Source organism: Streptomyces sp. NPDC059564 (assembly GCF_042735575.1).
Lineage (GTDB): Bacteria > Actinomycetota > Actinomycetes > Streptomycetales > Streptomycetaceae > Streptomyces.
On the sequence record NZ_JBHWBP010000009.1, the window covers coordinates 18726 to 43902 of the forward strand.

Here is a 25177-nt window from a genome sequence, read left to right on the forward strand (position 1 = left end):
GCGCAGGGGGTGCGGCCCCCGAGCCAGGGTAGACGGCTCGCCGCGCCGCCCCGGCCCGCCGGTCATACGCTCGACCCATGCCACGCCGTCGCCTGCACATGACCGGAGCGGACGGGGCCGCCCTGCGGACCGCGCTGCGCGCCCTGCGCACGCGGCTGGGCGTGCCCGAAGGGTTCCCGCCCGAGGTCCTCGCCGAGGCCGGGCGGGCCGCCGCCGCTCCCCGCCTCCCGGACCACGACGCCACCGACCTCCCCCTCTTCACCATCGACCCCCCGGCCTCCGTCGACCTCGACCAAGCCATGCACCTGGCGAAGCGCCCGGCCGGCGGCTACCGCGTGCACTACGCCATCGCCGACGTCGCCGCCTTCGTCACCCCGGGCGGCGCCCTCGACGCCGAGGCCCACCGCCGGGTCACCACCCTCTACTTCCCCGACGAACGGGTCCCCCTGCACCCGCCCGTGCTCTCGGAAGGCGCCGCCAGCCTGCTGCCCGACCGGACCCGGCCCGCGCTGCTGTGGCGGCTCGACCTGGACTCCGACGGCCGGGTCGAGACCGCCGAGGTCCGCCGCGCCCTGGTCCGCAGCCGGGCGAAGCTCGACTACGACGGCGTCCAGAAGGCCATCGACTCCGGCACCGCCGAGCCCTCCCTGGCCCTGCTGAAGGACATCGGAACCCTGCGCGAGGTGCTGGAGACCGAACGCGGCGGGATCTCCCTGGACGTCCCCGAACAGGAGGTCGTCGCGCAGGACGGCTCGTACGCACTGGCCTACCGGGCCCCGCTGCCCGCCGACGGCTGGAACGCCCAGATCTCCCTGATGACCGGCATGGCGGCCGCCGACCTGATGCTCGCCTCCGGCACCGGCGTCCTGCGCACCCTCCCCGCCGCCCCCGACGGCGCGGTCGGCCGGCTGCGGCGGGCGGCGACGGCCCTGCGGATCGACTGGCCGCACCACGTCCCGTACGCCCGGCTCGTGCGCTCCCTCGACCCGCACCTCCCGGCCCACGCCGCCTTCCTCCAGGAGTGCACCGCCCTGCTGCGCGGCGCCGGGTACACCGTCTTCACCGGCGGGCAGACCCCGGACCGCGCCCTGCACGCGGCGGTCGCGGCCCCGTACGCGCACTGCACCGCCCCGCTGCGCCGCCTCGTCGACCGGTACACCGGCGAGCTGTGCGTGGCCGCCGTCGCCGGGACCGAGCCGCCGGCGTGGGTGACCGGGGCGCTGGACGCGCTGCCGCGCGAGATGGCGGAGGGCACCCGGCTGGCCAACACCGTGGAGCGGGAGTGCGTCGACCTGGTGGAGGCCGCCCTGCTCAAGGACCGCGTCGGGCAGACCTTCGAGGCGACGGTCATCGACGTCAGGGAACAGGAGCCGACGGTGGGCACGGTCCACCTGGAGGACCCGGCGGTGGTCGGCCGCGTCGAGTCCCCCGCCGCCCCGCTCCCCCTCGGCGACCGCATCCGCGTCCGCCTCACCCACGCCGACCCGGGCACCTCGAAGATCCTCTTCACCCCGGCCTAGTCCCGCCGGGCCGCGTCGTCCCTGGCCACCCCGCCCGGCGGCTGTCATCATCTGCGCACCGGCACCCGGGGGAGGCGGCGCAGATGGGTCACGTCGACACGTCCACGCGGCCGTCCGCCGTACCCGCGAGCGGGGCGCGGCGGCCTGCGGCCGTGCTGCGGCCGCACGTGGCCGGCTACACCGGGTTCCACACCCGCTTCCCCACCCCCCGGCGGCGCCTGGAACTGCCCACCGGCTTCGTCACGCTCGTCTTCACCTTCAGCGAGGGCCTGTGGGTGACCCGCACCGGCGAGCTCGCCGCCGCCCGGCTGCGCCCCGCCGTCGTCTCCCGCGCCCTGGTCGCCGGGCCCCGCACGGTCCCCGCGATCGGGGTGCACGCGGGCGCGGTGCACGGGCTGGAGGTGAACATGAGCCCGCTCGGCGCGTACCGGCTCTTCGGGGTGCCGATGGTGCACTTCGAGGACAGCCTCGTGGACCTCGGCGAGGTGCTCGGGCCCGTCGGCCGCCACCTGCCCGAGCGGCTGCGGTCCCTGGGCGGCTGGGACGAGCGCTTCGACCTCCTCGACTCCGTCTTCGCCGCCCGCCTGGACCGGGGGCCGGACGTCACCCCGGGCGTGCGCGGGGCGCTGGCCCGGCTGTGGACCGACAGCGGCCCGGGCGCCCTGGCGCGGGCGACCGTCGACACCGGCTGGAGCGCCCGCCACCTGCGCGCCCGTTTCCGTGAGGAGGTGGGACTGCCGCCCAAGGCGGTGGCCCGGGTGTTCCGGCTCCAGCACGCGCTGCGCGCCCTCGCGGCCGGGGTGGCCCCCGCCGAGGTCGCGGCCGCCCGCGGCTACCACGACCAGGCCCACTTCGGCCGGGACGTGAAGGCCATGACGGGGCTGCCGCCCGCCCGGTTCGCGGCCCTGCGCGGCGGCCTGCCGCCGGGTTCGGCGCTGGACCGGATGCCGGGCCGGATCACGAGCGTGCTGCTCCCGCCCGAGACGGGCTGACCGACCGGTTCCCGCCGCCGTTTTCTGCAAGACAGGCCGGTTCCCGCTTGTCACGCTCGGCGTACGACTCCTCCTCCCCCCGGAGAGTCCCCACGCAGTGCGGCAGCCCGTCACGGGGGTGCGGGTTGCCGTACCGCGTTCACCAGCGCGCGGGGGTCGTCCGCGTGGAAGCGGATCGTACGGGCCGACGCGCGGGCCCCGAGCGGCCTGCGGAAGTCCAGCGGCCGGTTCAGCTCCAGGGTCACCGTGGTCTGGCTGCCCACGATCAGGTCGAGCACCCCCTCGTCGGACAGGGAGACGAGCCGGCCCTCCGGGTAGCGCCGCTCCACCCGGACCGAGGCCACCGCGTCCGGCGGGACGGTCAGGTCGAACAGGGCCCCGTAGCGGATCCGCAGCGTCCCGTCGGGCCGCACCACGTGCGGCCGGGTCACGCAGGCGGCGTGCATCGCCAGCACCAGCAGCACCCCGTACACGTCGAGGACGAGCAGCACCCGGTGCACGGCCGGCCAGGGGATCAGCACGGCCAGCCCGACGGTCTCGATCACCGACACGAAGAGCAGCCCGTACATCATGGCCGTCTGCGGTCCGGTGTACGCGCCGGCCAGGTCCCCGGGGCGCACCCCGTGCCTGCGGCGCAGCACCCAGCGGCCCAGCGAGCCGACGGCCCGCAGCTCGTGCAGCAGGAGCCGCCGTACGGGCTCCGGTACGGCGGCGCGGACCGCGTCCCGGCGGGCCGCCGGACGGGCGAGGCCCCGCGCGCGGGCGGCCGCGTACAGGGACCACAGCACCCGCGCCTCCAGCAGCAGCACCCCGAGCACCAGCACCTCGGCGCCCGCCAGCAGCCACCCGGGCGGCCGCGGTCCGGCGGCGAGGCAGAGGACGAGGACCAGCTCGCCCGGTATCACCGCGGCGGCCGCGATCCGGGCCGCGCGCAGGGCGCTCACGCCCGGCCCCGGTCCACGAAGGCCGCCATCACGCGGCGGACGACCTCGGCCTGGGCGGGCGCGAATTCGGCGAGCAGCGCCTCCTGGAAGCCGGGCACGACCGGCCCGTCGGCCGGGATCGCGTCGAAGACCCCGGCGGGGACGGCCGCGACCAGCGCGTCGGCGAGGGGGCCGATGCGGGGGTCGTCGACGGGGGCCCCGGCCAGCTCGTCGAGCCGCTCGTACAGCGCGAGGACGGCCGGGTCGGCGGCCACGGGGGCGAGCGCGGCGTAGAGCTCTTCGCCGGCGGCGCCGGTGGCGTCGAGCAGGGTGAGGTGCTCGCGGTCCTTGGCGGCGGCCGGGGACGTGGTGGGCGGCGCCTTCGCCAGCAGCGCGGCCAGCCCCGGCGAGACGGGCTCGCCGTCGCCCGGTCCGGCGGCGAGCAGCGCTGCGAGCCGCCGTCGGCGGGCGGCGAGGTCGGCCTCCTGGCGGGCGAGGTCGGCGTCGAGTTCGGCCAGTACCTCGGCCAGCTCGCGCCCCGCGTCGTCCGCGAGCACGTCGCGCACCTCGTCGAGGCTCAGCCCGAGCTCGGTGAGCCGCCGCACCCGGGCCAGCAGGACGGCGTCGCGCACGCTGTACGCGCGATAGCCGTTGGGACGCCGCTCCGGCTCCGGGAGCAGCCCGACATGGTGGTAGTGCCGGATCGCCCGGGTCGTGACCCCGACGAGCGCGGCGATCTCTCCGATCCGCATGGGCCCCAGTAGAAACCCTGCCGCTGCGTCAAGGTCAAGCGCTTACACGGTGCGGGTAACATGGCCACCACGACAGACGAGTCGGCCGGGCGGCCGCGTCGGGGTCCCCGGATCCCGCCGAGGAACGTCCGGGCTCCACAGGGCAGGGTGGTGGCTAACGGCCACCCGGGGTGACCCGCGGGACAGTGCCACAGAAAACAGACCGCCGGGGACTTCGGTTCCCGGTAAGGGTGAAACGGTGGTGTAAGAGACCACCAGCGCCTGAGGTGACTCAGGCGGCTAGGTAAACCCCACCCGGAGCAAGGTCAAGAGGATCCGTCCCCGGACGGGTCTGCGCGAACGCTCGAGGGCTGCCCGCCCGATGTTCGCGGGTAGACCGCACGAGGCCGGTGGCAACGCCGGCCCTAGATGGATGGCCGTCTCCCCGGCGACCGCGAGGTCTCCGGGCGACAGAACCCGGCGTACAGGCCGGCTCGTCTGTTGTATAGGCCCCTGACCTGCTCAGGGGCCTCTTTTTTCAAGATCCCCCAGGCCTCTGGGCGGAATCTGGGGAGATCCACTCCCCTACGCGGAATCCTCGGGCCCCGGCTCGACGCCACCCTTCGCCCACGCCCCCAGCGCAGCCATGGTGGTTGGAGGAGTAGCCCGACACGCAACGAAGCCCCCGAGCTCCTGGTGCTCGGAGGGGGCTTCGTCGTGTGCGGGTTCAGATCCGGTCGGCGAGCAGCAGCGCGAGCGCCGCTCCGGCGAGCTGGATACGTCCGTCGAGCACGGCCTGGACGGCGTCCTTGCGGGGCATCCACTCGACGGTGCGGCCCTGCTCGGCCTCGGTGGCGGTGAGGGCTTGGACGCCGGCAGAGAGGTTGGTGGCCGCGTACATGTGGAGCTTCATGGTGCTGCGGGTCATGGGCACCGTAGTACCCAGGGATGTCCACACGGCAGCGGTGATCCCGGCTTCTTCTTCAAGTTCCCGCTTCGCCGCGGTCAGCGGGTCCTCGCCGTCCTCGATTCCGCCCCCGGGGAGGGTCAGGACGCCGCCGTGCAGGGGGATCCTGTGCCTGATCAGGGCGATGCGGTCGTCGTGGTCCTGGGCGACGATGACCACGCCGCTGATCTGCACGATGTGCTCGTAGGGGTCGGTGAAGTAGGCGATGCGGCGGGCTTTGCTCACGGTGTGCGCTCCGTCTCAAGGTGGTCTTCCAGCTTGCGTGGGGCCGGTGGGAGGAATGCGGCCGAACGTGTGGCCTCATCACCTGCACGGAAGCCGAAGCTGACGAGGATGACACGCTCTCCGGCACCGAGGGGCGTCCGGCCGTGCGGCGTGAACGCACCGTCGAACACGACGCAGTCTCCAGGTGCGAGGTCGCATTCGAGGTAGCCGTCGGCGGTGATGAAAACGGTGCAGCTCACCGTGGGGGCCGCGGTGAGGCGCTCGTGCTTGAGGCACAGAATCAGGTTGGCCTCGCCGAAGCCGAACTCATCAACGTGGAAGTCGAGGAACTGTCCCTCCTTCAGGTAGGCGATGTAGACGCCGGTGTGCGGCTGCTCGACCGCAAGGCCGGTGGACCGCCCCACGACCGCGGCGAGATCAACCTGGCCGGCGAAGAGGTTCGCGGCGTCCCCGACAGCGGCGTTCCACTTCCCGTTGTGCAGATAGCCGTTGGCGGCCAGGGCCTTCTCGGCCTCTTCCGCCATGGCGGAGACCATCTCGACGGGAAACTCCCCACCACGCAGGTGGCAGGGCTGTACGCGCTGGTGCGCGGTGAGAGCGCGAACGCTGTCGCGGAGATCGGGGAACTCCTCAGCCCACCTGTCTCGGCTCCTGGCCATGGTGCGGGACTGGAGCCACGCGGTCCACCGTGTACTCCACTGCGCCAGCTCGGACGCCGGCTGCTCGGTGATCGGGACCGTCTGCCCGATCAGCAGCTCGACGCGGTCGAGTGCGGCCCTGGTGGATTCGATCAGCCCGGCGTCACCCTTGGCGGTCCGGAGTTCCAGCGCTTCCCGCAGATGGGTGCGCGCCGCCTCCAGGTCTCCTTGTTCCATGAGGTGCTTGCCGAGGTGCTGGAGGGCGAAATCCACGAGCTCCGGGTGCTGGTTCCGGGCGCTTTCCAGGGCCCTGCGGTAGAGCCCATCGGCGGGCTCCGTCTCACCGGCGTAGCGGTATGCGTCGCCGAGGTTGAGTTCGGTGGCGATGACGGCTCCGGTGTTCCCACTGGCCGTGGCCAGGTCGAGCGCCTGCCGCAGGAACACGAGCGCGTTGTCGTAGTCGCCCAGGGTCATTAGGCCGATGCCGGTCCACCGGGCCAGGATCCGCGCCCTGGCGGCGTCCGTGCCCTCGGGGAGCGTCCGGAGTTCCTCGCGGGTCTCCGCTACGGCGCTGGTCAGCTGATCGTGGTCGATGGGGACCATGCGAAGGTCTTCATCCTGTGTGATGAGGTGCTGGAGCACTCGCCCCTCCTTGTCCGATTCCCGGTCCGGTCACCGAGGCTAGAGCCGGTCGGTCTGGCGCCGCAGGTCAGCCAGCAGTTCCCTGCCGTGCGCGGTGAAGTGCTCGCCCAGGAGGTCGAGCTGGTCCATGAGGTAGCGGACGGCCGGGATGCCGTCGGCGTAGGCGGCTTCGAAACTCGTACGCTCGCCAGCGGTCAGGTCGTCGCGGTCGATTTCGGTCCGGCGGAACCGCAGCAGCTGGTTGTAGACGCAGGTCGCGTGGAAAGCCCGGTCCACCTCCCAGTACTGGTTGCGTGCCACCCCCTGCGTCGCGCGCCACGCGATCTCGATCTTGGGGGAGGTCTTCGAGGAGTACCCGTCGGCGAAGACCTGCTGCTGGAGGATGTGGAAGCTGACCGACTGGTGGACGGCCTCGTGCAGGATGTTCTCCGCCAGGAACAGCTGGGACGGCTCCGGGCTGACGGTGTTCGGCGGGATGTGGTGCCGGGCCTTGTCGGAGAACACGATGACGTAGGGCAGCGCCGGGTCGCTGGAGCTGGTCAGGGACGAGGCGCGGACGCCGGGCTTGAGGCCCACCCACAGCAGGCCCCGGACGAACTCCCGCACGCGGGCGAAGCCTTCGGGGTGGACCGCAGCCAGCCGGTCCAGTGCCCCGGTCAGCGCGGTGACGCGTTCGTCGGTGTGCTCGGCGATCTCGTAGTCCGCCAGGTTGATCTCGTCGGCGATCTGTTGGGGCAGCTCGCCGTCGAACCAGTCGAAGCTGACTCCGGACGCGTGCACGCTGTCGCTGCGCAGGAGGCGGGCGTGCTCGGCGTAGGGGACGCCGGACTTCACGAGCTGCTCCATCAGGGCGAACGGAAGCGCCTGCTCAGCGCCCTCCTCGCGCAGACGGAGCAGCGCCGGCTCCTTCCTTTCGAGATCGAAGAAGGAACCTGACGTCACGAGGGTGGAAATGGCGGTCTGCATTGGGTCCTCCCCATCGGCTGCGGTGTGCAGATAGCGGCGGGTCGGCCCAGGATGAGCACCCCGAGCCGACCCGCCATGCCGTCAACCAGGCGGCATCAGTTCCGTACCGAGGTCAGACCTCGGTCCCCTCCGGCTCGAAGATGCCGTCCGGGACGGAGTGGTCCAGCCGACGCGTCAGGGACTCGACGGCCGCGGCCGGGGCGAAGTCGCCGTCCGGGACGGAGTGGTCCAGACGCCGCGTCAGGTTGTCGATCGGGGTGATGCTGGTCATGGTGGTGCTCCTTTCGGTGCATGCGAGTGGTGCAGGTGGTGGTGCAGGGGTGGTGCGCCCGCCCGGGGTGGTGATGCGGTAGGAAGTGCCAGGCGGGAGTCTGTGGGCTATCTGCCGGCGCTACCGGCGAGGGCGAGCGTGATGACCAGGGCGCTGACCGCGATCACATAGGACGCCACGGCAAGCTGCTGGCGCCAGCCCCACGGGTCGCGCTCGCGTAAGCCGCTCGTGGTCATCGGGCGTCGGCCTGGCGCAGAGCCTGGTGGTCGACGACGACCCATTCCCTGCCGCCGCCTTCGGGCCGCAAGAAGATCGCTTCGGGGATGGTCCGCCGCGTGATCGGATCAACCCACTCGCCGACGAATTGAATGATCCCCTCGCAGTCCCTGGCGGGGTCCAGGACGCGTTCGCCTTCCCGAATCCAGGAGGGACGCCTGCTCATACCGGACCTCCTTCGGCCGTGCTGTCCTCGCCGGCCGGGTCGACACGGGCGTGCAGGGCCCCGAGGTTCCGCCAACCGCGTTTCGCTCTCGCCATCAGAGCCGCGGACGGCTGGCCGTATACCCCGGTGACATCGGCCTCGACAGCGAAGGCATCCCACGGAATGTGCTCGTCGGGCTGGTCTTCGAGCTGTCGGGTCAGAGGGGTTCGGTGAGGGAGGGGCTCGGTCATGGCACTCGCTCCTATCCGAAGGGGTGCAGCGGAACACCGCGCGACGTAGGGGACGGTCGGTGCCCCGCTGCGAGGGGGAGCACTGCCCGGATTCGTCGGTGCTCCGAGGTGCTGTGACCAGTCAACGACCGCCAGGCGTGCCCGAACAGGAAAGACTGCCGTCGCGATGCCCGCAGCAGACCGGAAAACTTTGCGCCCGCATTACCCGACGGGTGGTGCGGACAGTGCCCGTGCGGCTACGTTCTGTCGCATGGCAGCGAACGCCGTCCTGAAAGCCCAGATGAGCGAACTCGGCCTCACCCAGGACGAATTGGCACGTCAGATGAATGCCGCACTCCAAAAGCTCGGCGGCAAGCCAGGCGATGTGTCCGCGCGGACGGTGAGGAACCTGCTGAACGGCACGACCCGGCGGCCGATCGGCCGTACATGTGTCGCACTGGAAGCGGTGTTCGGCTGCACGGTCGCGGATTTAGGGTTCAGCCCACCACGTACCGCCGTACCACCGGAGGACCCCGTGCTCCGCCGTACCTTCCTTCTCGCAGCTACCGGAACTGCCGCTGCCATCCCTGCACGCCCCTTGCGGCTGGGCCAGTCCGACGCCGACAGGTTTCGCCTGGAGTACACGGAACTGCTGCGCGACGACTCGCGGCTCGGCGGAACGCTGCGCATGGAGAACAAGACCGTCGAGCTTTCCGCGCGGATCCAGTCATCGCTCGCCGGCGGCGGCGGTTCGGACCGCATCCGGCGTCAGATGTACCGGCTCGCCTCCGACGTCACGTGCTTGGCCGCCTTCGCCGCCATCGACGCACGCGCCCCGCAGCGTGCACGCGCCCACCTCGACAAGGCCCTCACCCTCGCGGGTCTCGCGCGCGACGGCGAGGCCATGTACCGGGTCTGGGACCACCTGATGCTCGCCTCCAGCCAGCGGGAGAATCACGCCGAGGCGGCGGCCAGCGCGGAGGTGATGAAGAGCTCTTCGGTGGCCCGGCGCGACCCGTTGTACGCGTCGCTGGGGTACATGCGGCACGCGAACGCCCTGGCCAGGCTGCATCAGCCTGCGGAGTCGCTGCGGGCCTTGAACCTCGCGGAGAAGACGTTCGGCCGGGCTCGGGGCGAACAGTCGGCGGAGTGGATCGCGTTCTACAGCCCAGCCGAGTTCGGCGCCCTGTCGTCGTACGTCTGGACAGCGCTTGGCGATCACGCGCGGGCCGAGTCCTGCCTTCACCGCACCCTCGCCGCTCTCCCTGACGACATGGTCCGCAACAAGGCGCTCTTCACGGCGCACCTTTCGCTGTCCCAGGTGAGGCAGGGGGAGGTGGAACTGGCGTGCGCAACCGGAAGGCGGGCTTACGGGATGCTGCTGCCTGAGTCCGGGTCGCAGCGCACGACGAACACGCTTGCCAGAACGCGCCAAGTCATCGCGGCCACGGGCACGAAGGCGCCCGAGGTTCTGAGCTGGATTGAGGAGTCACGCCAATGGACCTGAAGTGGTACGCGCACGCCGACGCACGGGACGTCCGTTCCTTTCTCCTGGACATTCACGACGAGGTGTACGCCAACGATCCCGACCCGTTCACCTCGCGCGAGCGGTTCTCGTACTTCGTCGACACGTGGTCAGGGCGCGCGGACTGGAGCTGCGTCTCGGGGTGGGAGGACGGCGGCCCAGTCGGATACGCGTACGGCTCGAAGTTCAAGCCGGGCGGCTGGTGGAAGGGATCGGATCGGCCCCGGGGCGTGCTCGGCCGGATCCTCGCCCTGTCCGAGCTGATGGTGCTGCCTCAGTGGCAGGGCACCGGCCGGGCGCAGCAGATACATGACGCGCTGGTCGAATCGTTCGATGTCGACTACGTGACGCTCCTCGTCGACTCCACGCACCCGAAGGTGCAAGCCCTGTACGAGAAGTGGGGCTACGAGAAGCGGGACGAGACCAATCCCTCCGACGACTCCCCCGTGTGCGCGGTGATGGTCAAGACGCTGCGGGATCGGGCGGCATGAGGGAGTAACCGCGCCCGCTGCACCGGACTGCGCCATCCAGGTAGAGGGGGGGCAGACCGACACCGCCACTGTGAAGGTGGTGCGAGCAGCACCACGGACAGCGGGCCGCGATCGTCCAGGGGCCGTAGGGATCCCGGAAGGCGAAGGCGGGGCCTCGGGTATCCCGCTCCGGTGACGCGGGCGGAAGAGACGCTGCACTTCTTCTCCTGACGCTGGCATCTCGGTGCAGGATCCGATGTCAGGGAATGATTTTGGATGACTACTGGATGTAAGTCCGCTGATCCGATTCTAGGCGTGGGGGTCACCACGCGCCCGGCCCACCTACGCAGAAAGCCCCCGCCTGGTCCGGACTTGCTGCCGGGGGCGGGGGCTGGTTCTCGTGCTGCCAGGGCTGCACCGGGCAGCGTCCGCTCTGTTGCGACGCGCCCTCCGGCTCCGTCAGTCCCAGGTGGAGTCCTGGAGGTTGAACTTGCCCGGGGTGGCACCGTGGTTGAACCGCAGCAGACCGTCCGATGTGAGGGTCAGGGGACGGCCGGTCTCGCGGTCCTTCTGCCAAATCTCGTAGTAGTTGCCCATGTCGTAGAACGTGACCTTGTCGACCTTGGCGGACACGAGCTTGACCCATCCGTCGCGGGAGTCGATCCACTGCCCGTTCTCCGTGCGGCACGTAACCCGGAGGTACCCGCCCCAGTTCCCGTCTTTCGACCACGCGCCGTCGGCGACCTTCACCCACAGAGTCGGGCCCTGCGAGTGGATTTTCGCGGTCTCGCCCAGGTCGACGTACTCCCCCTTCGAGCCGTCCCACTTCGTGCGGCTGCCGACCTCGTTCACGCCCAGTCGCGAGGCGCCCCCGTCCTTGAACCGCACGGTGGCTTCGCCGGTTCGGTACGGGCGGTAGCGGGTGTCGGGGAGCGCGGCCTTGGAGGTCTGGATCTCGAAGACAGCCCAAGCGAACTGGCGGAGGTGGAAGTCGCCCTGTCCGTTGAGCTTGCTGTTCTCGCGGATGTACTTCCTGAGGGTCGGCTCGTCGGAGCCGACGGCCTGCACACCCTGGACGATCTTCCGCAGAAGCTGGCCTTCGGGCCCGGCCTCCTTCTCCCTGGCCGCCGCCTCGGCAGCCTTCACATCCTCCTCGGTGACCTTGCCGGAACGCGCGGGGAAGCTGTCCGCGAACAGCTCTAAGGCCTCGTCCAGGTCCTCCAGGAATATCTCCTCGCCAGACAGTTCGTCCAGCTCTGTCAGCTCGGCCTCCAGCTCCCCGTCGGCCTCCTCGTAGCCGCTCTCCCCCTCCGGCGTCACCGTGGGAATGGTGACATTCAGGGTCCGGCGGATCAGGCTGTCGACGCGTTCCTTCTTGCCTGCCTCGTGCGCGGCCTCGATCTCCGCAATCTTCTGCGGGTCGAGCTCCTTCACCTCCGTCGGCGCGCCCTCGTCCGAGAAGATCAGGAAACTGTTCTTACGCAGGTACCCCATGGGGTTGCCCCTCCCTTGTCAACGGTCCATCGCCGTGCGTGTCGCACGCTAAACGATCAAGTGATTGAGCGGGATCGATCAACCTTGACTCACTCGATTGGGTGAATGATGGGCGAAGTGGTTGCGGCTGCACTGGACGTCTCCGCGTGGTCGTCGCCGGGGGAATCGCCGTTGCTCTCCCATTCACCAGCCCACCTCGCCGTACGCCATCCCGTAGGGGCTGCACTGCTGGCACCGAGTCACTCGCTCGGCTTCCTCCGGTTGATTTTCCGATTGCTGATGATCGACTCTGACGTTCTCGATCGGTCCGACCATGAAGGCGCTCGGTTCTTCGGTGCCGAGTACCGCCCCGTCTGGCCGACCTAAGTCTTCAGGGGTGGAACGTCGGGGAGTTCCGCCCTCGGCAGTTCAGACGGGCTCTCGGTTTCCAAGCCGAGGGCCTGTTCTGCTTTCCGGGAAGCGACTCCGTCGCCTTCCGCGTGAGCTACGACCCCGGGGCGTTCGGGGGTGTGACCCTCCGTGTCCCTCCGTGCACCTCTGTGACCCATCCTTGCAGGTCACACCCGGTCTGCGCCCTGTTTTTGCTGGTCAAAGCGGGGGCGGCTCAAGAACCCGGCGTACAGGCCGGCTCGTCTGTTGCACCTCTCCGACCCGCGCGTACGCGGGATCCGGGGAGGTTCTTTTTTCGCCCTCGCACCCCGCGCGCACACGGCTTGTACGGTAGATCCGTACGACTCATGAGTACGGGAGGTCAGCCATGCCGATGACCGCCGAGGACCTCCGGTCCTGGCAGGAGACGGTTCACCTCCTGCGCTCGCCGCGCAACGCGCAGATCCTCATGGAGTCCATCGCCGAACTCGACGCCGGCCACGGACAGGCCCGCGAGCTCCTCGAAACGACGGATGGCGAGGAGTCCGCCGCGTGAAGGCGGTGTTCTCCGGCCGCGCCTGGGACCAGTACACCTACTGGGCAACGGCCGATCCGAAGATCCTCAAGAGGATCAACCTGACCAGCACCGCGAAGGCCCCCGCTGCCCTATGGGTGATGGGGGCCTTCGTGTGTCCGGGTCCGCGTCTACCGCAGGTGGGAGGTGTCGTTGAGCAGCCGGACCGAGGCGTTGCCGTCGGCGTAGTAGGCCACCGCCGAGAGGGAGGCCGCGGACAGCTCCATCTTGAACAGGGCCTCCGGCGGCGCGCCGAGCGCGAGGCGGACCAGCGTCTTGACCGGGGTCACGTGCGTGACCAGCAGTACGGTGCGGCCCGCGTGGGCCGCCAGCAGCCGGTCACGGGCGGCCGAGACCCGGCGGGTGACGGCGGTGAAGCTCTCGCCGCCGCCGGTGGGGGCCGCCTTCGGGGAGTCCAGCCAGGCCTGGAGGTCGTCGGGGAAGCGCTCGCGCACCTCGGCGAAGGTCAGGCCCTCCCAGGCGCCGAAGTCCGTCTCGCGCAGGCCCTCTTCGATGGCCACGGGCAGCCCGAGGCGGTCGGCGACGGCCTGGGCGGTCTCGCGGCAGCGGCGCAGCGGGGAGCTGACGACGGCCTGTACGGTGCCCCGCGCGGCCAGCGCCTCGGCGACGGCGGCGGCCTGCCGACGGCCGGCCGGGGACAGCTCGGGGTCGGTGCCCCCACTCCCGGAGAACCGCTTCTGCGGCGTCAGCGCGGTCTCCCCGTGCCGCAGCAACACGAAGGTGGCGGGCGCCCCCATGTCGGGCCCCCACCCGGCGGAAGCCCCCGCGGGACGCGCCGCCCCGGCCGGTACGCCGGCGGATCCGGCCGCACCGGCCGCACGGACCCCGGCGGCACCGCCGGACAGCGCGGAGGCGGCCGGGTCGGCCGCAGCATCGGCGGCACGGGACCCCGTACCACCGCCGGAGGCGACGGCGTCGCCGAACAGCGTGTCGGCCCCGGCCGCCGCAGAGGCGGCGCGGACGTCCGCAGCGTCGGCCGCGCGGGCCCCCGCAGAACCGCCGGAGGCCAGCGCGGCGCGGACCGCCGCGGCACCCTTGGCCGCGTCACCGGGGGGTCCGGCCGGGGCGCGGTCGTCCCCGGAAGACCCGGCCAGGGCGAAGGCCGTCGAGCGGGACGGTTCCCACTGGGCGCCGCGCTTGCCCGCGTCCATCGCCTCGTTGGCGAGCCGGTCCGCGTGCTTGTTGCGCTCGCGCGGGATCCACTCGTAGGTGATCTGCGCGCGCGGCAGGATCTTCGCCGCCTCCGCCGCGAGCGGCTTCATGTCCGGGTGCTTGATCTTCCAGCGGCCCGACATCTGCTCCACGACGAGCTTGGAGTCCATCCGGACCAGCACCACCGCGTCGGGCGCCAGCTCGCGCGCCGCCTTCAGGCCCGCGATGAGGCCCTTGTACTCGGCGACGTTGTTCGTCGCGACGCCGATGAACTCGGCGCGTTCGGCCAGGGTCTCCCCCGTCGCCGGGTCGAGGACGACCGCGCCGTAGCCGGCGGGCCCCGGGTTGCCCCGGGATCCGCCGTCCGCCTCCACGACGAAACGCGGCATCAGATGCCCGAGTCCGCCGTACGGACCAGGATGCGGCCGCAGTTCTCGTGCCGGACGACCTGGTCGCGGGCCGCGGCCTTGATCTCGTTGACCTCGGCCAGGTCGAGCTCCAGCCGGCAGCCCTCGCAGCGGCGCTGGTACAGGCGCGCGGCGCCGACCCCGCCCTGCTTGACGCGGATCTTCTCGTACAGGGCCATCAGGTCGGCCGGCATGGAGCCGACGATGACCTCGCGGTCCTTGCCGATCTTCGCGACCTCGGTGTCGATCTCACCGGCGGCGGCGTCGCGGCGCGCGGTGGCGTCGACGAGCTTGGCCTCCAGCGCGGCGACGCGCTCCGTCAGCCCGGTGACGCGCTCCTGCGCGGCCTCCAGGCGCTCCATGACCTCCAGGACCACGTCTTCCAGGTCGCCCTGCCGCTTGGCGAGGGAGACGACCTCGCTCTGGAGGTTCGCCAGGTCCCGGGCCGAGATGCCGGCGCCGGAGTCCAGCCGCGCCTGGTCGCGCGCGGCGCGCTGACGGACCTGGTCGACGTCCTGCTCCGCCTTGGTCTGCTCGCGGGCGGCGTCGCTGGCCTGCGTCTGCGCGGCGACGAGCAGGTCGCGCTGCTGGCTGAGGTCCTTGGTCAGGGAGTCGACCTCGGTGTGCTCGGGGAGCGACTTGCGCTTGTGGGCGAGCTGAGACAGCCGGACGTCCAGGGCCTGGACGTCGAGAAGTCGGATCTGGTCGGCGGGCTCGGCGTTCAGTTGGGGGCTCCAGAGATAGAGGGGGAGGTGACGGACGGCGCGTGCGCCGTCCACGGGTCGGTGACCGTGCGCGAGACGTGGGTCCGCAGACCCCAGCCGTGGCGCTCGGAGATCGCGTCGAGCTGCGCGGCGGCCTGCTCGCACCAGGGCCACTCGGTGGCCCAGTGGGCGGCGTCGACGAGGGCGAGCGAGCTCTGCCCGCGGGCCTCGGACACCGGGTGGTGGCGCAGGTCGGCGGTGAGGTACGCGTCCACGCCCGCGGCGCGGACCTGCGCGAAGAGGCTGTCGCCGGAGCCGCCGCTGACGGCCACGGTACGGATCAACGCGTCCGGGTCGCCGGCGAAGCGGATGCCCTGGGCGGTCGACGGCAGCCGGCCGGCGGCGCGGGCCGCGAACTCGCGCAGGGTCTCGGGGTGGTCCAGCTCGCAGATCCGGCCGAGGCCCCGGCGGCCGGCCGGGTCGGTGGGGTCGGGCACGAGGGGGCCGGTGACGCGCAGGTCGAGGGCTCCGGCGAGGGCGTCGGAGACCCCGGGGTCGGCGCTGTCGGCGTTGGTGTGGGCGACGTGCAGCGCGATGTCGTTCTTGATCAGCGTGTGCACGACGCGGCCCTTGAAGGTGCCGGCTTCGACGGTGGTGGTGCCGCGGAGATAGAGGGGGTGGTGGGTGACGAGCAGGTCGGCGCCCAGCTTCACCGCCTCGTCGACGATCTCCTGTACGGGGTCCACGGCGAACAGCACCCGGGTGACCTCGGCGTCGGGGTCGCCACAGACGGTGCCGACGGCGTCCCACTCCTCGGCCCGCGAGGGGGGCCAGAGAGCGTCCAGCGCGGCGATGACTTCAGAGAGACGGGGCACAGGCCAAGGCTACCGTCCCTTTTTCAGGGGGCTCCTTCGCCTCGTGTGGGCTGCGAGCCGGCAGGGCCGACCGCCCCCTTACCCCAAACGCCCCGATATGCAACAGCACAATCCCGCCCTCCCCCACAGCCGAACCGGCCCGGGGCCACCCGTACGTGTGAAGCGAGCCGAGTCGTGCGGGCCACCGGGGACCACGAAAACTAGCTTCCTGACCCGGAGGTGACGGCCCGGATGACTGTCTGCGCCATCGAGATCACGACGACCGCCCCGTTCACGATCGCCGCCGACGGGGCGTATGCCGCGCGGCTGGCCGGGGTGGGGGAGGCGCGGTACCCCGAGCGGTGGACGTTGGGGGGGCCCGAGCCGTACGCGGTGCCGTTGCCGCTCGCGCAGCCGGAGGAGGCCGACAGCGAGGTGCTGGCGCTGACCGACGGGCGGGTGCTGATCCACCGCCGGGTCGCCGACCGGCACGCCTTCGCGCTGCTCTACCCCTCGGGCGCCGCCGCCGGCCCCCGCACCGGGGAGCTGCAGCTGGGCTCGGTGGGCGCCGAGGAGGGCGTACGGGTCCGCCTGCTGCCGCCGTCCCCCGACGGACACGGGGCCTACGCCCTGGCCGTGGGCCCCGGGCAGAGCACCGTCTGGCAGGTGGCCGGGGTTCCCGGCGGGCCGCGCCGGGTGGCCGTGCTGGCGGGCCGCTGCTCCGGCGGGGTCTGGCTGGACCGGGTCGGCCGGCTGCTGGCGCTGGACCGCGAGCTGGACGGCCGCACCAAGGCCGTCGCCGTGGACCTGGAGCGGGGTGGCGAGGTCAGCCCGCTGCTCCAGATCGCCGAGGACAGCGACGACCGGCTCCTGCTCGCCGCCCCGGACAGCGGGCTGCTGCTGATCCGCTCCGACGCCCCGGGCGAGCCCCGGCTCGGCTGGGGGGTGCTGGGCAGTGCCCGCCCGGTGCGCTTCCCGGAGTGCCTGCGGCTGGACGACGCGCACCCCTTCGCGGTGCAGCCGGGCCAGGCCCTGATGCCGGAGACCTGCGGGGTCGCGCTGCGCGTCGGTGGGACGGGCCTCGCCCTGTGGCGCCCCGCCGACCGGCACGTGTTCCGGCTCGGCACCCCGGTGGGCTGGCTCGGCACCGGCCTGTGGACCGCGGAGGGCCGCCTGCACCTCCCGTACGCCACCCCGGAGGTGCCCTGCGGACTGGTCGGCCTGCACCAGCCGGAGGCCCCGCCCCCGCCGGTCCGCATCGACCCGCCCGCATCCATGGCCCCCCAGCCACACCCGCCCCTGCGCCCGGTCCCCCTGCAACAAGCCCCGCTGGGCTGAGCCGGAGCCACCGGGGTTTCGTGACGCCCGACGCGTTTCGTGACGGCGCTCAGGCCAGGGCGGCGTCTTCGGGACGCGCGGTCCGGTCCTTCACCCGGGCGCGGTAGGCCCGGGAACGGCAAGGGGGCGAGCAGTACCGGGCGGGGCGGCCGGCCGGGCGGGCCTCACGACGGGCGGGGACGGCCAGTGCGCCGCCGCAGCCGGCGCAGCGGGGCGCGGCCCCGGACTCCCCGGCGGGCTCCGGCCCGGGCTCCGCCCCCGGCTCCCGCTCCGGCTCGGCTCCGGACTCCGCCCCGGGCCCGGACTCCGGCCCGGGCCCGGACTCCGGCCCGGGCCCGGACTCCGGCCCCGGACGAGCGGTCTCGTCCGGGACGCAGTAGCCGGTCAGACCCTGCCGCTCGGCGATGACACCGGCCTGGAAGCGGCTGCGCGCGTCGAGGCCGTCCAGGATTTCGGAGACGTGGCGACGGCAGGTGCGCAGGGAGATGCCGAGACGGCGTGCGATGGAGTCGTCCTTGAGCCCCTTGGTGAGCAGGAGCAGGATGCTCTGCTTCATGGTCTCGGAGATGTCGTGCGCGGCCTGCGGGCCGGTGGCGAAGGGGGTCGCTTGCTGCCAGTCGCGTTCGAAGACGTCCAGCAGGTAGGCGAGCAGGTCGGGTTCGCGGATGAGCAGGGCTCCACCGGACCGGGCGGGAAGCAGCGCCAGCGCCGAGTCCACCACGATCATCTGCGGCAGGACTTCGGGGAGGGTGCGGATCTCCGCACCGGCCTCGATGAGCTGCGTGGCATGGCTGCGGGTGGCCTGGTCGAAGCGGGTGGCGTGCTGGTAGAGGCTGCGCATGCGGATGCCGCGGCCGAGCAGCGCCACGTCGCGGGGCAGCGCCTCCCGCAGCGCCGCGGGCGGGAACGCGCCGCCGTGTTTGGAGACGAGGACCTCGCTGCGGCACGAATCGATGACGTCGCACAGCAGCGCCCGGACGGCGAACTGGTCCGGCAGGTGGTCGATGGTGCCCTGGGGGAAGGCGTGCTGGCGCGCCTGGAGGTAGACGGGAAGGAGCGCGGCCAGCCCTTCGCGCTGGTCCTGGATGCGCTGACGCTGTTCCCGCAGGACCTCCTCGTGCGCGCGCAGCGCGGCGTCGCTGTCGGACAGCAGCCGCGCGGCGGCGGCCTGCGGGCTCACCGGCTGCCAGCCCGAGGGCTCCTGCCCTTCGCCGTCGGGCAGTTGCTTGAAGAGACAGGCCTCGGTGAGGGTCCGCACCGCTTCGCGGCACGCCTGTTCGCTCAAGCCGGTCTCCGCCGCCGCCCGCGCCAGGGTGGCCGGCGCGAGGAGCTCGTGCACGATCGTCCAGCGGTAGAGCGTGACCGCCGCACTGTCGAGACCGGGAATGCAGCCTCCGGCGTCGGCTCCTGCCTTCGACTCCATGGCGTTGCCTCCTAAACGTGCATGGCACACACATGATCCACTGCGGATCTGTCGGCAAGAGCCACCGACTGCCAGGGTGGTGGCATCGGCCGAGAGGTTCGGCCGAAACCCTCCCTTATGGCTAGGAGTTGACGCTATGCGTTTGGTCGCGGTACGAGCACTGGTCGCACTGGTACTGGGCGCGGGCCTCGGGTCGTACGGCGCAGCCGCGTACGGCGGCGGCGGCGCCCCCGACAGGACGTCGGCCGCGAGCGCCTCCTGGGGAGGGCGAGACGGAGACCAGTGTGCCGTGACGACGGCCTGGGGCGAGGGGATGTGCCCCGGCAGGCCGCTCAACTGAGCCGCCCGGGAGACCGGGTGAGGGGGCGGCGGACTCCATCCGCCGCCGGTTGGGTGGTGTGGGCCCGACCTCGGTCTCCGTTGCACACGTGCACGAACCCCATCAAGTGGAAGGAAACACCGTGACGTTCAACAGATGCGGCAAGGGTACTCGGCGGCTGCTGGCGGCCGGCCTGTGCGCGGCGAGCGCCGTGGCGGTGCTCGCCGCCGGCGCCGGGAGCGCGCAGGCGGCCGGCTACCGGGTCTACGGCGGGTCGTACGCGAATTCCGATCAGTGCGTCCAGGCCGGTTCGCTCAGCATCGGTCTGGGGCTGTACAGCCGCTACGAATGCAACCCCACCTGGGGCGACCGCTTCGAGCTCTACTACGTCGACTGACCCGCCCGCACACCCACACACGCGCACCCCTCCGACGACCCCCACCCCCAAGGGAGTTTCTGTCATGCTCACGACATTCACCCGGCGTTCCGCGTCCCGCTGGGCCGCCACGGCCGCCGCCATCGCCTCGCTGGCCGGGGGCGCGACCGCCCTCGCCCCGGCCGCACAGGCCGCCCCCGCCCCCGCCCCCGTCAGCGCGTCGGGGCAGCCCGCCCGCAGCACCGCCGTGGCGCTGACCAACAGCACCACCCAGCACCTGACGCGCCTGCGGTCCGGCCTGGACCACGGCTGCTGGTCCACCAACAGCCTGCCGCCGGACTACATCGCCCGGGGCGTCGCCACCTCGTGGACCAGCGAGTCCTGCGGGTTCGCCACCGGCACCCAGGGCCACACCACGTACAAGATCACCGGAACCAACGATGAGGTGACGCTCCGCTGGGACAACCCCTTCAGCGGCAGCAACTCCTACAGCTGCGACGCCCCCTCCGGGTACTCGTGCAACTGGAGCGGCGGGAGCGGGAACAACGCCTCGGTCAGCTTCACCCTCTCGGGCGGACCCCGCGACCGGATGGCGAAGGCCGCCTCGCAGAGCGTCAGCGCGGTCACGCCCGTCCGCAGCGTCCGCGTCAAGGTCGTGAACGGGTCGGGGACGCTGCTGGCCCGGACCGGGGCGGAGCTGAAGTGGGGCATCTGGAGCGGCGACAGCCTGCCCCCGTCGCTCATCAACCCGAACGCCCGCGCCGACTGGCAGACCGAGTCCGAGGGGTTCATGACCGGCACGGAGGGCTCGGCCGAATACGTCCTGGCGGGCGGCGGCAAGGTCGTCTTCCGCTGGAACAACCCCTTCTCCGGCAGCAACTCCTACGCCTGCGAGGTCCCCGCGACCCACTCCTGCGCGACGGCGGGCGGTGGCGGCAAGAACGCCGAGGTCGTCTTCACCGTGAACTGACCCGACCCTCCCGGGCCTCCGAACCGAACCGCGCGACCCCTCCCGTAAGGAACATCCCCATGCGCAAGCCCCTCACCATGGCACTGCTGTGCCTGCCCATGCTGGGCGTGGCCCTGCCCCCGGCCCAGGCGGCCGAATCCCCCCAGACCGCTTCGGCGGCCGCCGCCCGGGTCACGGTCCGCGACGTCGAATGGAACGTCAACTCCGAGAACCCCGACACCCTCCGCAGCGAGTACTCGCGCATGATCTGGAACCTCCGCAGAGCGACCGGGGAGCCCCTGCCCGGCCGCAGCGACTGGTCGGTCCTGCAGACGAGGGCCAGCACCGACATCATCGCGGTGAACGCCGTACTGCCGGACGACGTGCGCCTCACCCTCTACCTGACGGCGAACAACCTGTACCTGCGCGGCTTCTCCACGGGCAACGCCGGGAACGTCGTGCAGTTCAACGACTTCAACCTCGGCTCGGCCCTCGGCCGCAACGCCACCACGCTGACCTACAGCAGCCATTACGGCGGCGGCGGCCTGGGCTACTCCGACCCGAACTCCCGCCGGCTGTGGATCACCCAGCACGGCTTCGTCCAGCACATGCGGAACCTCGCGAACTACGCCCGGCGCCCCGGCGGTGAGATCCACGCCGACCTGTTGACGGCGATCGGAGCGGTAGCGGAAGCCGCCCGGTTCCGCAACATCGAGAACCGGGTGCGCAGCGGTATCGGAGGCGCCGACACGGTCAGCGAGCAGGAGGCCGCCGAGGAGAACGACTGGGGCCAGGTGTCGAACTACATGTACCGGGCCAACGGCACCTCCAACCCGGGCACCTTCGATCTCGGGGGACTCCCGCTGCACGACTTCAACGAGGGCAGCCGCTACGTGGCCCTCCTCCTCAATCCGGCGGGGAAGGGCATGTAGCAACGCCCCACGTCCCACACCCCGACGGCGGGTGCGGGGCGGACCGGAATCCGACTCCGGCCCCACCGCACCCGCCCGTACGGCGTCACCCCCGCGGGGGTCAGTCGTGCTTGAGGCCCAGGACCTCGGCCGCCGCGAAGGTTTCGTTCGGGGGGCGGGAGTCGTAGTGCGGGGTGAGGAGGCCGTCCAGTTCCTCGTACGAGAAGGCCTCCTTCGCCGTGTCGAACTTGGCCGCCACCCTGGGCCGTTCCATCACGGCCACGATCCCGCCGTGCACGACGAAGAGCTGCCCGTTGGCCTTCGCCGAGGCGGGCGAGGCCAGGTAGCCGACGAGCGGGGCGACGTGCTCGGGGGCGAGGGCGTCGAGCTTGCCCTCCTCCGGCACCTGGAAGCCCGCGAACACGTCCTCGGTCATCCGGGTGCGGGCGCGCGGGCAGATGGCGTTCGCCGTGACCCCGTACTTGGCCAGGGCCAGGGCGGTCGAGGTGGTCAGGCCCACGATGCCGCCCTTGGCGGCCGCGTAGTTGGGCTGGCCGGCCGAGCCGCCGAGGAAGGCCTCGGAGGAGGTGTTGACGATGCGGCCGTAGACCGGGCCGCCCGCCGCCTTGGACCGCTCCCGCCAGTGCGCGGAGGCGAAGTGCGTGGTGTTGAAGTGGCCCTTGAGGTGGACCCGGATCACCGAGTCCCACTCCTCCTCCGACATCGAGAAGACCATCCGGTCCCGCAGGATCCCGGCGTTGTTGACCAGGACGTCCAGCCTGCCGAAGCGGGCGACCGCCAGGGCGACCAGCTCCCGCGCCTGCTCGAAGTCGGCCACGTCACCGAGGTGCGCCACCGCCTGCCCGCCCGCCGCGCGGATCTCGGCGGCCACCTCCTCCGCCGGGGCGGCCGAGGCCTCCCCCGAGCCGTCGCGGCCGGGCTGCCCGAAGTCGTTGACGACCACGCTCGCGCCGAGGCGGGCCAGTTCGAGCGCCTCGGCCCGGCCGAGCCCGCGGCCCGCGCCGGTGACGATGGCGCTGAGCCCCTCAAGTGGCAGTGACATCTACCGGTTTCCTCTCAGAGCGGGTCGGAGTCAGATTTCGATGCAGGTGCGCAGCGCGACACCCGTACGCATCTGGTCGAGGGCGTCGTTGATCTCGGAGAGCCGCACCCGGTGGGTGATCAGGCTCGCCAGGTCGACCCGGCCGGCCCGCCACAGGGCGATGGTGCGCTCGTAGGAACGGAGCACGTCCCCGCCGCCGTACATCGACGGCAGGATCTTCTTCTCGTCGAAGAACAGCGAGAACATGTCGATCTGGAAGGTGTCGTCGAGGGCGCCCGCGCCGACGATGACGACGCTGCCGCCGCGCCGGGTCATCTTGTACGCGGTCTGCGCGGTGACGGACTTGCCGACGACCTCGAAGACGTAGTCGAAGCCCTCCCCGGCGGTGATCCGGTTCTTGGCATCGTCGAAGGCGTCCGGGGCCACGGCCTCCGTCGCGCCGAAGCGCAGGGCCGCCCCGCGCCGCGACTCGACGGTGTCGATGGCGATGATCTGCGCGGCGCCCTGCAGCTTGGCGCCCTGGATGACGGAGATGCCGACGCCGCCGCAGCCGATGACGGCGACCGAGGACCCGGCCTCCACCTTGGCGGTGTTGATGGCCGCGCCGAGTCCGGTGGTGACTCCGCAGCCGATGAGGGCGGCGATGTCGAAGGGCACGTCGTCGGGGATCGGGACGGCGCACTTGGCGTCGACGACGAGTTCCTCGGCGAAGGTGCCGGTGGCGGCGAAGCCGAAGATGTCCCCGCCCGCGCGCCGGAAGTTGGGGGTGCCCGCGTTGACGAGGCTCTCCAGACAGAGGTGGCCCTGGCCGCGCTTGCAGGCCGCGCAGTGCCCGCAGGGCGGCAGCCAGCAGACGAGGACCCGGTCGCCCTGCCCCAGGTGCGTGACCCCGTCACCGACGTCGGCGATCACCCCGGAGCCCTCGTGGCCGGGGATGAAGGGTGCGGGCTGGGGCAGTACGCCGCTCATCGCGGACAGGTCGGAGTGGCACAGGCCGGTGGCCCTGATGCGGATCTTGACCTTGCCGGGGCCCAGGCCCACGGCCTCCATGTCGTCGACGACCTCGAGCTTGTCCTGGCCTATCTCGCTCTGCAGTGCTGCGCGCACGGTGCGGCTCCTTCGGTGGGCGGACTGTCTTGCGCGTGCTGACCTACGCGTGCTGAGCTACGCGTGCCGAGCTACGCGTGTTCGACGACGGTGTCGGCGAGGACCGGCGCGTCGTCGCGGTCGACGGCGGTCACCGCGACCAGGACGCGGCCGGTCTCCTGCCACATCCGGATGCGCAGCGTCTCGCCGGGGAAGACGATCCCGGCGAAGCGCGTGCGGTAGGCGCGGACCCGGGAGACGTCGCCGCCGAGTGCGGTGTCGACGACGGCCTTGAGGGTCATCCCGTACGAGCACAGGCCGTGCAGGATCGGCCGGTCGAAGCCGGCGAGCTTGGCGAACTCCGGGTCGGCGTGCAGGGGGTTCCAGTCGCCGGAGAGCCGGTAGAGGAGGGCCTGTTCCTCGCGGATGGCGCGCTCCTCGACGCGATCGGGGGCCCTCTGCGGCAGCTCGCTCTTGACGGAGGGGCCGCGCTCGCCGCCGAAACCGCCTTCCCCGCGCACGAAGAGCTGCGCGTCGCTGGTCCACAGCGGTCCGTCGGCGTCCGCGACCTCGGAACGCAGCACGATCACGGCCGCCTTGCCCTTGTCGTAGACGGCGGCGACCTTGGAGGTGGAGGTGGCGTGCCCCTTGACGGGGATCGGGCGGTGCAGCTCGATGGAGTGGCCGCCGTGCAGGACGTTGGCGAGGTTGACGTCGATGCCGGGGGCGGCGAGGCCGCCGAGCATGGCCATGCCGGCGCCGGCGACGGTCGCGAAGCTGGGGAGCACGTGGAGCCTGGACTCCAGGGTGTAGCGCAGCTCGTCGGGGTCGGTGGCCGGACGCCCGGCGCCGAGGCCGAGGTGGTAGAGCTGGATGTCCTTGTGGTCCCAGCCGATCTCCCCCTGGCGGGGTTCGGCGGCGAGGGCCTTGGCGGCATCGATCGGCATGGGGAAGCTGCTCCCTGTCTCGGGGCGCCGCGGCCTGCGCGAGCACCGCTGCCTTGGAAGACCTCGGTGCGGCCGTCCGCACCGTCAGCCGCACCGAGGTCGTACGCGGAACCGGTTCTAGAACGCGTTCTAGCGGGCCGGTCGAAGGCATGTATAACGCACGCCCGATCACTTGGGAAGACTCCTGACTTCACGTCAGACCCACTCACGAGGTGGCGTGTTGCTCCCTGACCAGGGCGGTGGCGGTTACGCTGCGCCGGTGGACGAAATGCCCGTGACGCACCGGCCCGCCCGTTCCCTGCGCGTCCTGCTGGACCCGCCGAACCCGGCCCTCGCGATCCGGCTGGGCCTGCAGCCGGACATCGAGGTGGTGACCTCTACGCTGGCCCGGCCGGCGGTGGCGCTGGTGGAGGAGCTCGCCACGGTGACGGCCCTGCTGGCCGAGGACCCGGAGTGCCGGGTGCTCCTCGCCACGGGTTCGGCGCATCCGGGACTGCGGGAGGCGGCCCTGGCGGCGGGCGCGGCGGGGCTGGTCCTGCGGGACGGCCCGGTCGAGGAGCTGGCGGAGTGCCTGCGCCGGGCGTCCACGGGCGAGACGGTGGTGGACCCGGCGCTCGCGGGCCCGTAGCGCGGCGACGGCGAAGCCCTCCGCCGGCGACCGGCGGAGGG

25 protein-coding genes and 1 other RNA gene are annotated in these 25177 nt (G+C 72.0%); 11 read left to right on the plus strand and 15 right to left on the minus strand.

Annotated features, from left to right (window positions below):
• The first annotated feature begins 77 nt into the window (after positions 1 to 77).
• Both ACFV0Q_RS03770 and ACFV0Q_RS03775 read left to right on the plus strand, forming a co-directional pair.
• Positions 78 to 1520, plus strand: a complete 1443-nt coding sequence (locus ACFV0Q_RS03770; RefSeq protein ID WP_384999931.1) for an RNB domain-containing ribonuclease — start codon at positions 78 to 80, stop codon at positions 1518 to 1520.
• Between the two features lie 83 nt (positions 1521 to 1603).
• Positions 1604 to 2512: a helix-turn-helix domain-containing protein gene (locus tag ACFV0Q_RS03775; protein ID WP_384999934.1), complete on the plus strand. Its 909-nt coding sequence runs from the start codon at positions 1604 to 1606 to the stop codon at positions 2510 to 2512.
• Between the two features lie 110 nt (positions 2513 to 2622).
• Here ACFV0Q_RS03775 and ACFV0Q_RS03780 read toward each other — a convergent pair whose 3' ends face one another.
• Both ACFV0Q_RS03780 and ACFV0Q_RS03785 read right to left on the minus strand, forming a co-directional pair.
• Positions 2623 to 3456: a hypothetical protein gene (locus tag ACFV0Q_RS03780; RefSeq protein ID WP_384999937.1), complete on the minus strand. Its 834-nt coding sequence runs from the start codon at positions 3454 to 3456 to the stop codon at positions 2623 to 2625.
• Positions 3453 to 4187 carry a MerR family transcriptional regulator gene (locus tag ACFV0Q_RS03785; protein ID WP_384999939.1) on the minus strand — a complete coding sequence of 245 codons (735 nt, stop codon included), beginning with the start codon at positions 4185 to 4187 and terminating at the stop codon, positions 3453 to 3455. Before ACFV0Q_RS03785 ends, ACFV0Q_RS03780 begins: the two co-directional genes overlap by 4 nt.
• Before the next feature lie 77 nt (positions 4188 to 4264).
• Between ACFV0Q_RS03785 and rnpB the strand changes: the two genes are divergently transcribed.
• An RNA gene (gene rnpB, locus ACFV0Q_RS03790) (RNase P RNA component class A) lies at positions 4265 to 4667 on the plus strand.
• A gap of 226 nt (positions 4668 to 4893) precedes the next feature.
• Here rnpB and ACFV0Q_RS03795 read toward each other — a convergent pair.
• From ACFV0Q_RS03795 to ACFV0Q_RS03815, 5 genes are all read right to left on the minus strand, one after another.
• Positions 4894 to 5358 carry an NUDIX hydrolase gene (locus tag ACFV0Q_RS03795; protein ID WP_384999942.1) on the minus strand — a complete coding sequence of 155 codons (465 nt, stop codon included), beginning with the start codon at positions 5356 to 5358 and terminating at the stop codon, positions 4894 to 4896.
• The gene (locus ACFV0Q_RS03800) at positions 5355 to 6638 is read right to left on the minus strand and encodes a tetratricopeptide repeat protein (protein WP_384999945.1); all 1284 of its coding nucleotides are present in this window, start codon (positions 6636 to 6638) and stop codon (positions 5355 to 5357) included. Before ACFV0Q_RS03800 ends, ACFV0Q_RS03795 begins: the two co-directional genes overlap by 4 nt.
• Before the next feature lie 39 nt (positions 6639 to 6677).
• Positions 6678 to 7604, minus strand: a complete 927-nt coding sequence (locus ACFV0Q_RS03805; protein ID WP_384999948.1) for a hypothetical protein — start codon at positions 7602 to 7604, stop codon at positions 6678 to 6680.
• Between the two features lie 112 nt (positions 7605 to 7716).
• Positions 7717 to 7875 (minus strand): hypothetical protein, encoded by a 159-nt coding sequence (locus ACFV0Q_RS03810; RefSeq protein WP_384999950.1) that lies wholly within the window; start codon positions 7873 to 7875, stop codon positions 7717 to 7719.
• A gap of 232 nt (positions 7876 to 8107) precedes the next feature.
• Positions 8108 to 8317 carry a hypothetical protein gene (locus tag ACFV0Q_RS03815; protein WP_384999953.1) on the minus strand — a complete coding sequence of 70 codons (210 nt, stop codon included), beginning with the start codon at positions 8315 to 8317 and terminating at the stop codon, positions 8108 to 8110.
• 480 nt (positions 8318 to 8797) lie between these two features.
• On the opposite strand from ACFV0Q_RS03815, the gene ACFV0Q_RS03820 reads away from it, so the two are divergent.
• Positions 8798 to 10033 (plus strand): helix-turn-helix domain-containing protein, encoded by a 1236-nt coding sequence (locus ACFV0Q_RS03820; RefSeq protein WP_384999956.1) that lies wholly within the window; start codon positions 8798 to 8800, stop codon positions 10031 to 10033.
• On the plus strand, positions 10024 to 10542 hold the full coding sequence (locus tag ACFV0Q_RS03825; RefSeq protein ID WP_384999957.1) for a GNAT family N-acetyltransferase: 519 nt from the start codon (positions 10024 to 10026) through the stop codon (positions 10540 to 10542). The genes ACFV0Q_RS03820 and ACFV0Q_RS03825 overlap by 10 nt, the downstream gene beginning before the upstream one ends.
• Positions 10543 to 10980: 438 nt before the next feature.
• On the opposite strand, the gene ACFV0Q_RS03830 is transcribed toward ACFV0Q_RS03825, so the two are convergent.
• A complete protein-coding gene (locus ACFV0Q_RS03830; protein WP_384999960.1) occupies positions 10981 to 12015 on the minus strand; it encodes a hypothetical protein in 1035 nt (344 codons plus the stop codon).
• Between the two features lie 757 nt (positions 12016 to 12772).
• On the opposite strand from ACFV0Q_RS03830, the gene ACFV0Q_RS03835 reads away from it, so the two are divergent.
• Complete coding sequence (locus ACFV0Q_RS03835; RefSeq protein WP_384999963.1) at positions 12773 to 12940, plus strand: type II toxin-antitoxin system Phd/YefM family antitoxin; 168 nt, start codon at positions 12773 to 12775, stop codon at positions 12938 to 12940.
• Between the two features lie 149 nt (positions 12941 to 13089).
• Here the strand turns inward: ACFV0Q_RS03835 and ACFV0Q_RS03840 are convergent, their stop codons facing one another.
• The 3 genes from ACFV0Q_RS03840 to ACFV0Q_RS03850 are packed head-to-tail and all read right to left on the minus strand — an operon-like array spanning position 13090 to position 16117.
• A complete protein-coding gene (locus ACFV0Q_RS03840) occupies positions 13090 to 14520 on the minus strand; it encodes a bifunctional RNase H/acid phosphatase (protein ID WP_384999966.1) in 1431 nt (476 codons plus the stop codon).
• On the minus strand, positions 14520 to 15263 hold the full coding sequence (locus tag ACFV0Q_RS03845) for a zinc ribbon domain-containing protein (protein ID WP_385000072.1): 744 nt from the start codon (positions 15261 to 15263) through the stop codon (positions 14520 to 14522). Before ACFV0Q_RS03845 ends, ACFV0Q_RS03840 begins: the two co-directional genes overlap by 1 nt.
• Positions 15260 to 16117, minus strand: coding sequence for a Nif3-like dinuclear metal center hexameric protein (locus ACFV0Q_RS03850; RefSeq protein ID WP_384999969.1), 858 nt, complete (start codon positions 16115 to 16117; stop codon positions 15260 to 15262). Before ACFV0Q_RS03850 ends, ACFV0Q_RS03845 begins: the two co-directional genes overlap by 4 nt.
• A gap of 231 nt (positions 16118 to 16348) precedes the next feature.
• On the opposite strand from ACFV0Q_RS03850, the gene ACFV0Q_RS03855 reads away from it, so the two are divergent.
• Positions 16349 to 17434, plus strand: coding sequence for a hypothetical protein (locus ACFV0Q_RS03855; protein ID WP_384999973.1), 1086 nt, complete (start codon positions 16349 to 16351; stop codon positions 17432 to 17434).
• A 49-nt stretch (positions 17435 to 17483) separates the two neighbouring features.
• On the opposite strand, the gene ACFV0Q_RS03860 is transcribed toward ACFV0Q_RS03855, so the two are convergent.
• Positions 17484 to 18857, minus strand: coding sequence for a LuxR C-terminal-related transcriptional regulator (locus ACFV0Q_RS03860; protein WP_384999976.1), 1374 nt, complete (start codon positions 18855 to 18857; stop codon positions 17484 to 17486).
• Positions 18858 to 19318: 461 nt separating this feature from the next.
• Between ACFV0Q_RS03860 and ACFV0Q_RS03865 the strand changes: the two genes are divergently transcribed.
• The 3 genes from ACFV0Q_RS03865 to ACFV0Q_RS03875 all read left to right on the plus strand — a co-directional run bounded on the left by ACFV0Q_RS03865 (position 19319) and on the right by ACFV0Q_RS03875 (position 21433).
• Entirely contained in the window at positions 19319 to 19573 is a 255-nt protein-coding gene (locus ACFV0Q_RS03865) for a hypothetical protein (protein WP_384999979.1), read from the plus strand.
• Between the two features lie 64 nt (positions 19574 to 19637).
• Positions 19638 to 20522 carry a Crystal protein ET79 gene (locus ACFV0Q_RS03870; protein WP_384999982.1) on the plus strand — a complete coding sequence of 295 codons (885 nt, stop codon included), beginning with the start codon at positions 19638 to 19640 and terminating at the stop codon, positions 20520 to 20522.
• Positions 20523 to 20581: 59 nt separating this feature from the next.
• On the plus strand, positions 20582 to 21433 hold the full coding sequence (locus tag ACFV0Q_RS03875) for a ribosome-inactivating family protein (protein WP_384999985.1): 852 nt from the start codon (positions 20582 to 20584) through the stop codon (positions 21431 to 21433).
• A gap of 100 nt (positions 21434 to 21533) precedes the next feature.
• Here the strand turns inward: ACFV0Q_RS03875 and ACFV0Q_RS03880 are convergent, their stop codons facing one another.
• The 3 genes from ACFV0Q_RS03880 to ACFV0Q_RS03890 form a co-directional block, all read right to left on the minus strand.
• Entirely contained in the window at positions 21534 to 22475 is a 942-nt protein-coding gene (locus tag ACFV0Q_RS03880; protein WP_384999988.1) for a 3-oxoacyl-ACP reductase, read from the minus strand.
• A gap of 30 nt (positions 22476 to 22505) precedes the next feature.
• The gene (locus tag ACFV0Q_RS03885; protein WP_384999991.1) at positions 22506 to 23582 is read right to left on the minus strand and encodes a Zn-dependent alcohol dehydrogenase; all 1077 of its coding nucleotides are present in this window, start codon (positions 23580 to 23582) and stop codon (positions 22506 to 22508) included.
• 71 nt (positions 23583 to 23653) lie between these two features.
• The gene (locus ACFV0Q_RS03890) at positions 23654 to 24508 is read right to left on the minus strand and encodes a MaoC/PaaZ C-terminal domain-containing protein (protein WP_384999994.1); all 855 of its coding nucleotides are present in this window, start codon (positions 24506 to 24508) and stop codon (positions 23654 to 23656) included.
• 268 nt (positions 24509 to 24776) lie between these two features.
• Here ACFV0Q_RS03890 and ACFV0Q_RS03895 point away from each other — a divergent pair, with 268 nt between their 5' ends.
• A complete protein-coding gene (locus tag ACFV0Q_RS03895) occupies positions 24777 to 25136 on the plus strand; it encodes a DNA-binding response regulator (protein WP_385000075.1) in 360 nt (119 codons plus the stop codon).
• Positions 25137 to 25177: the final 41 nt, after the last annotated feature.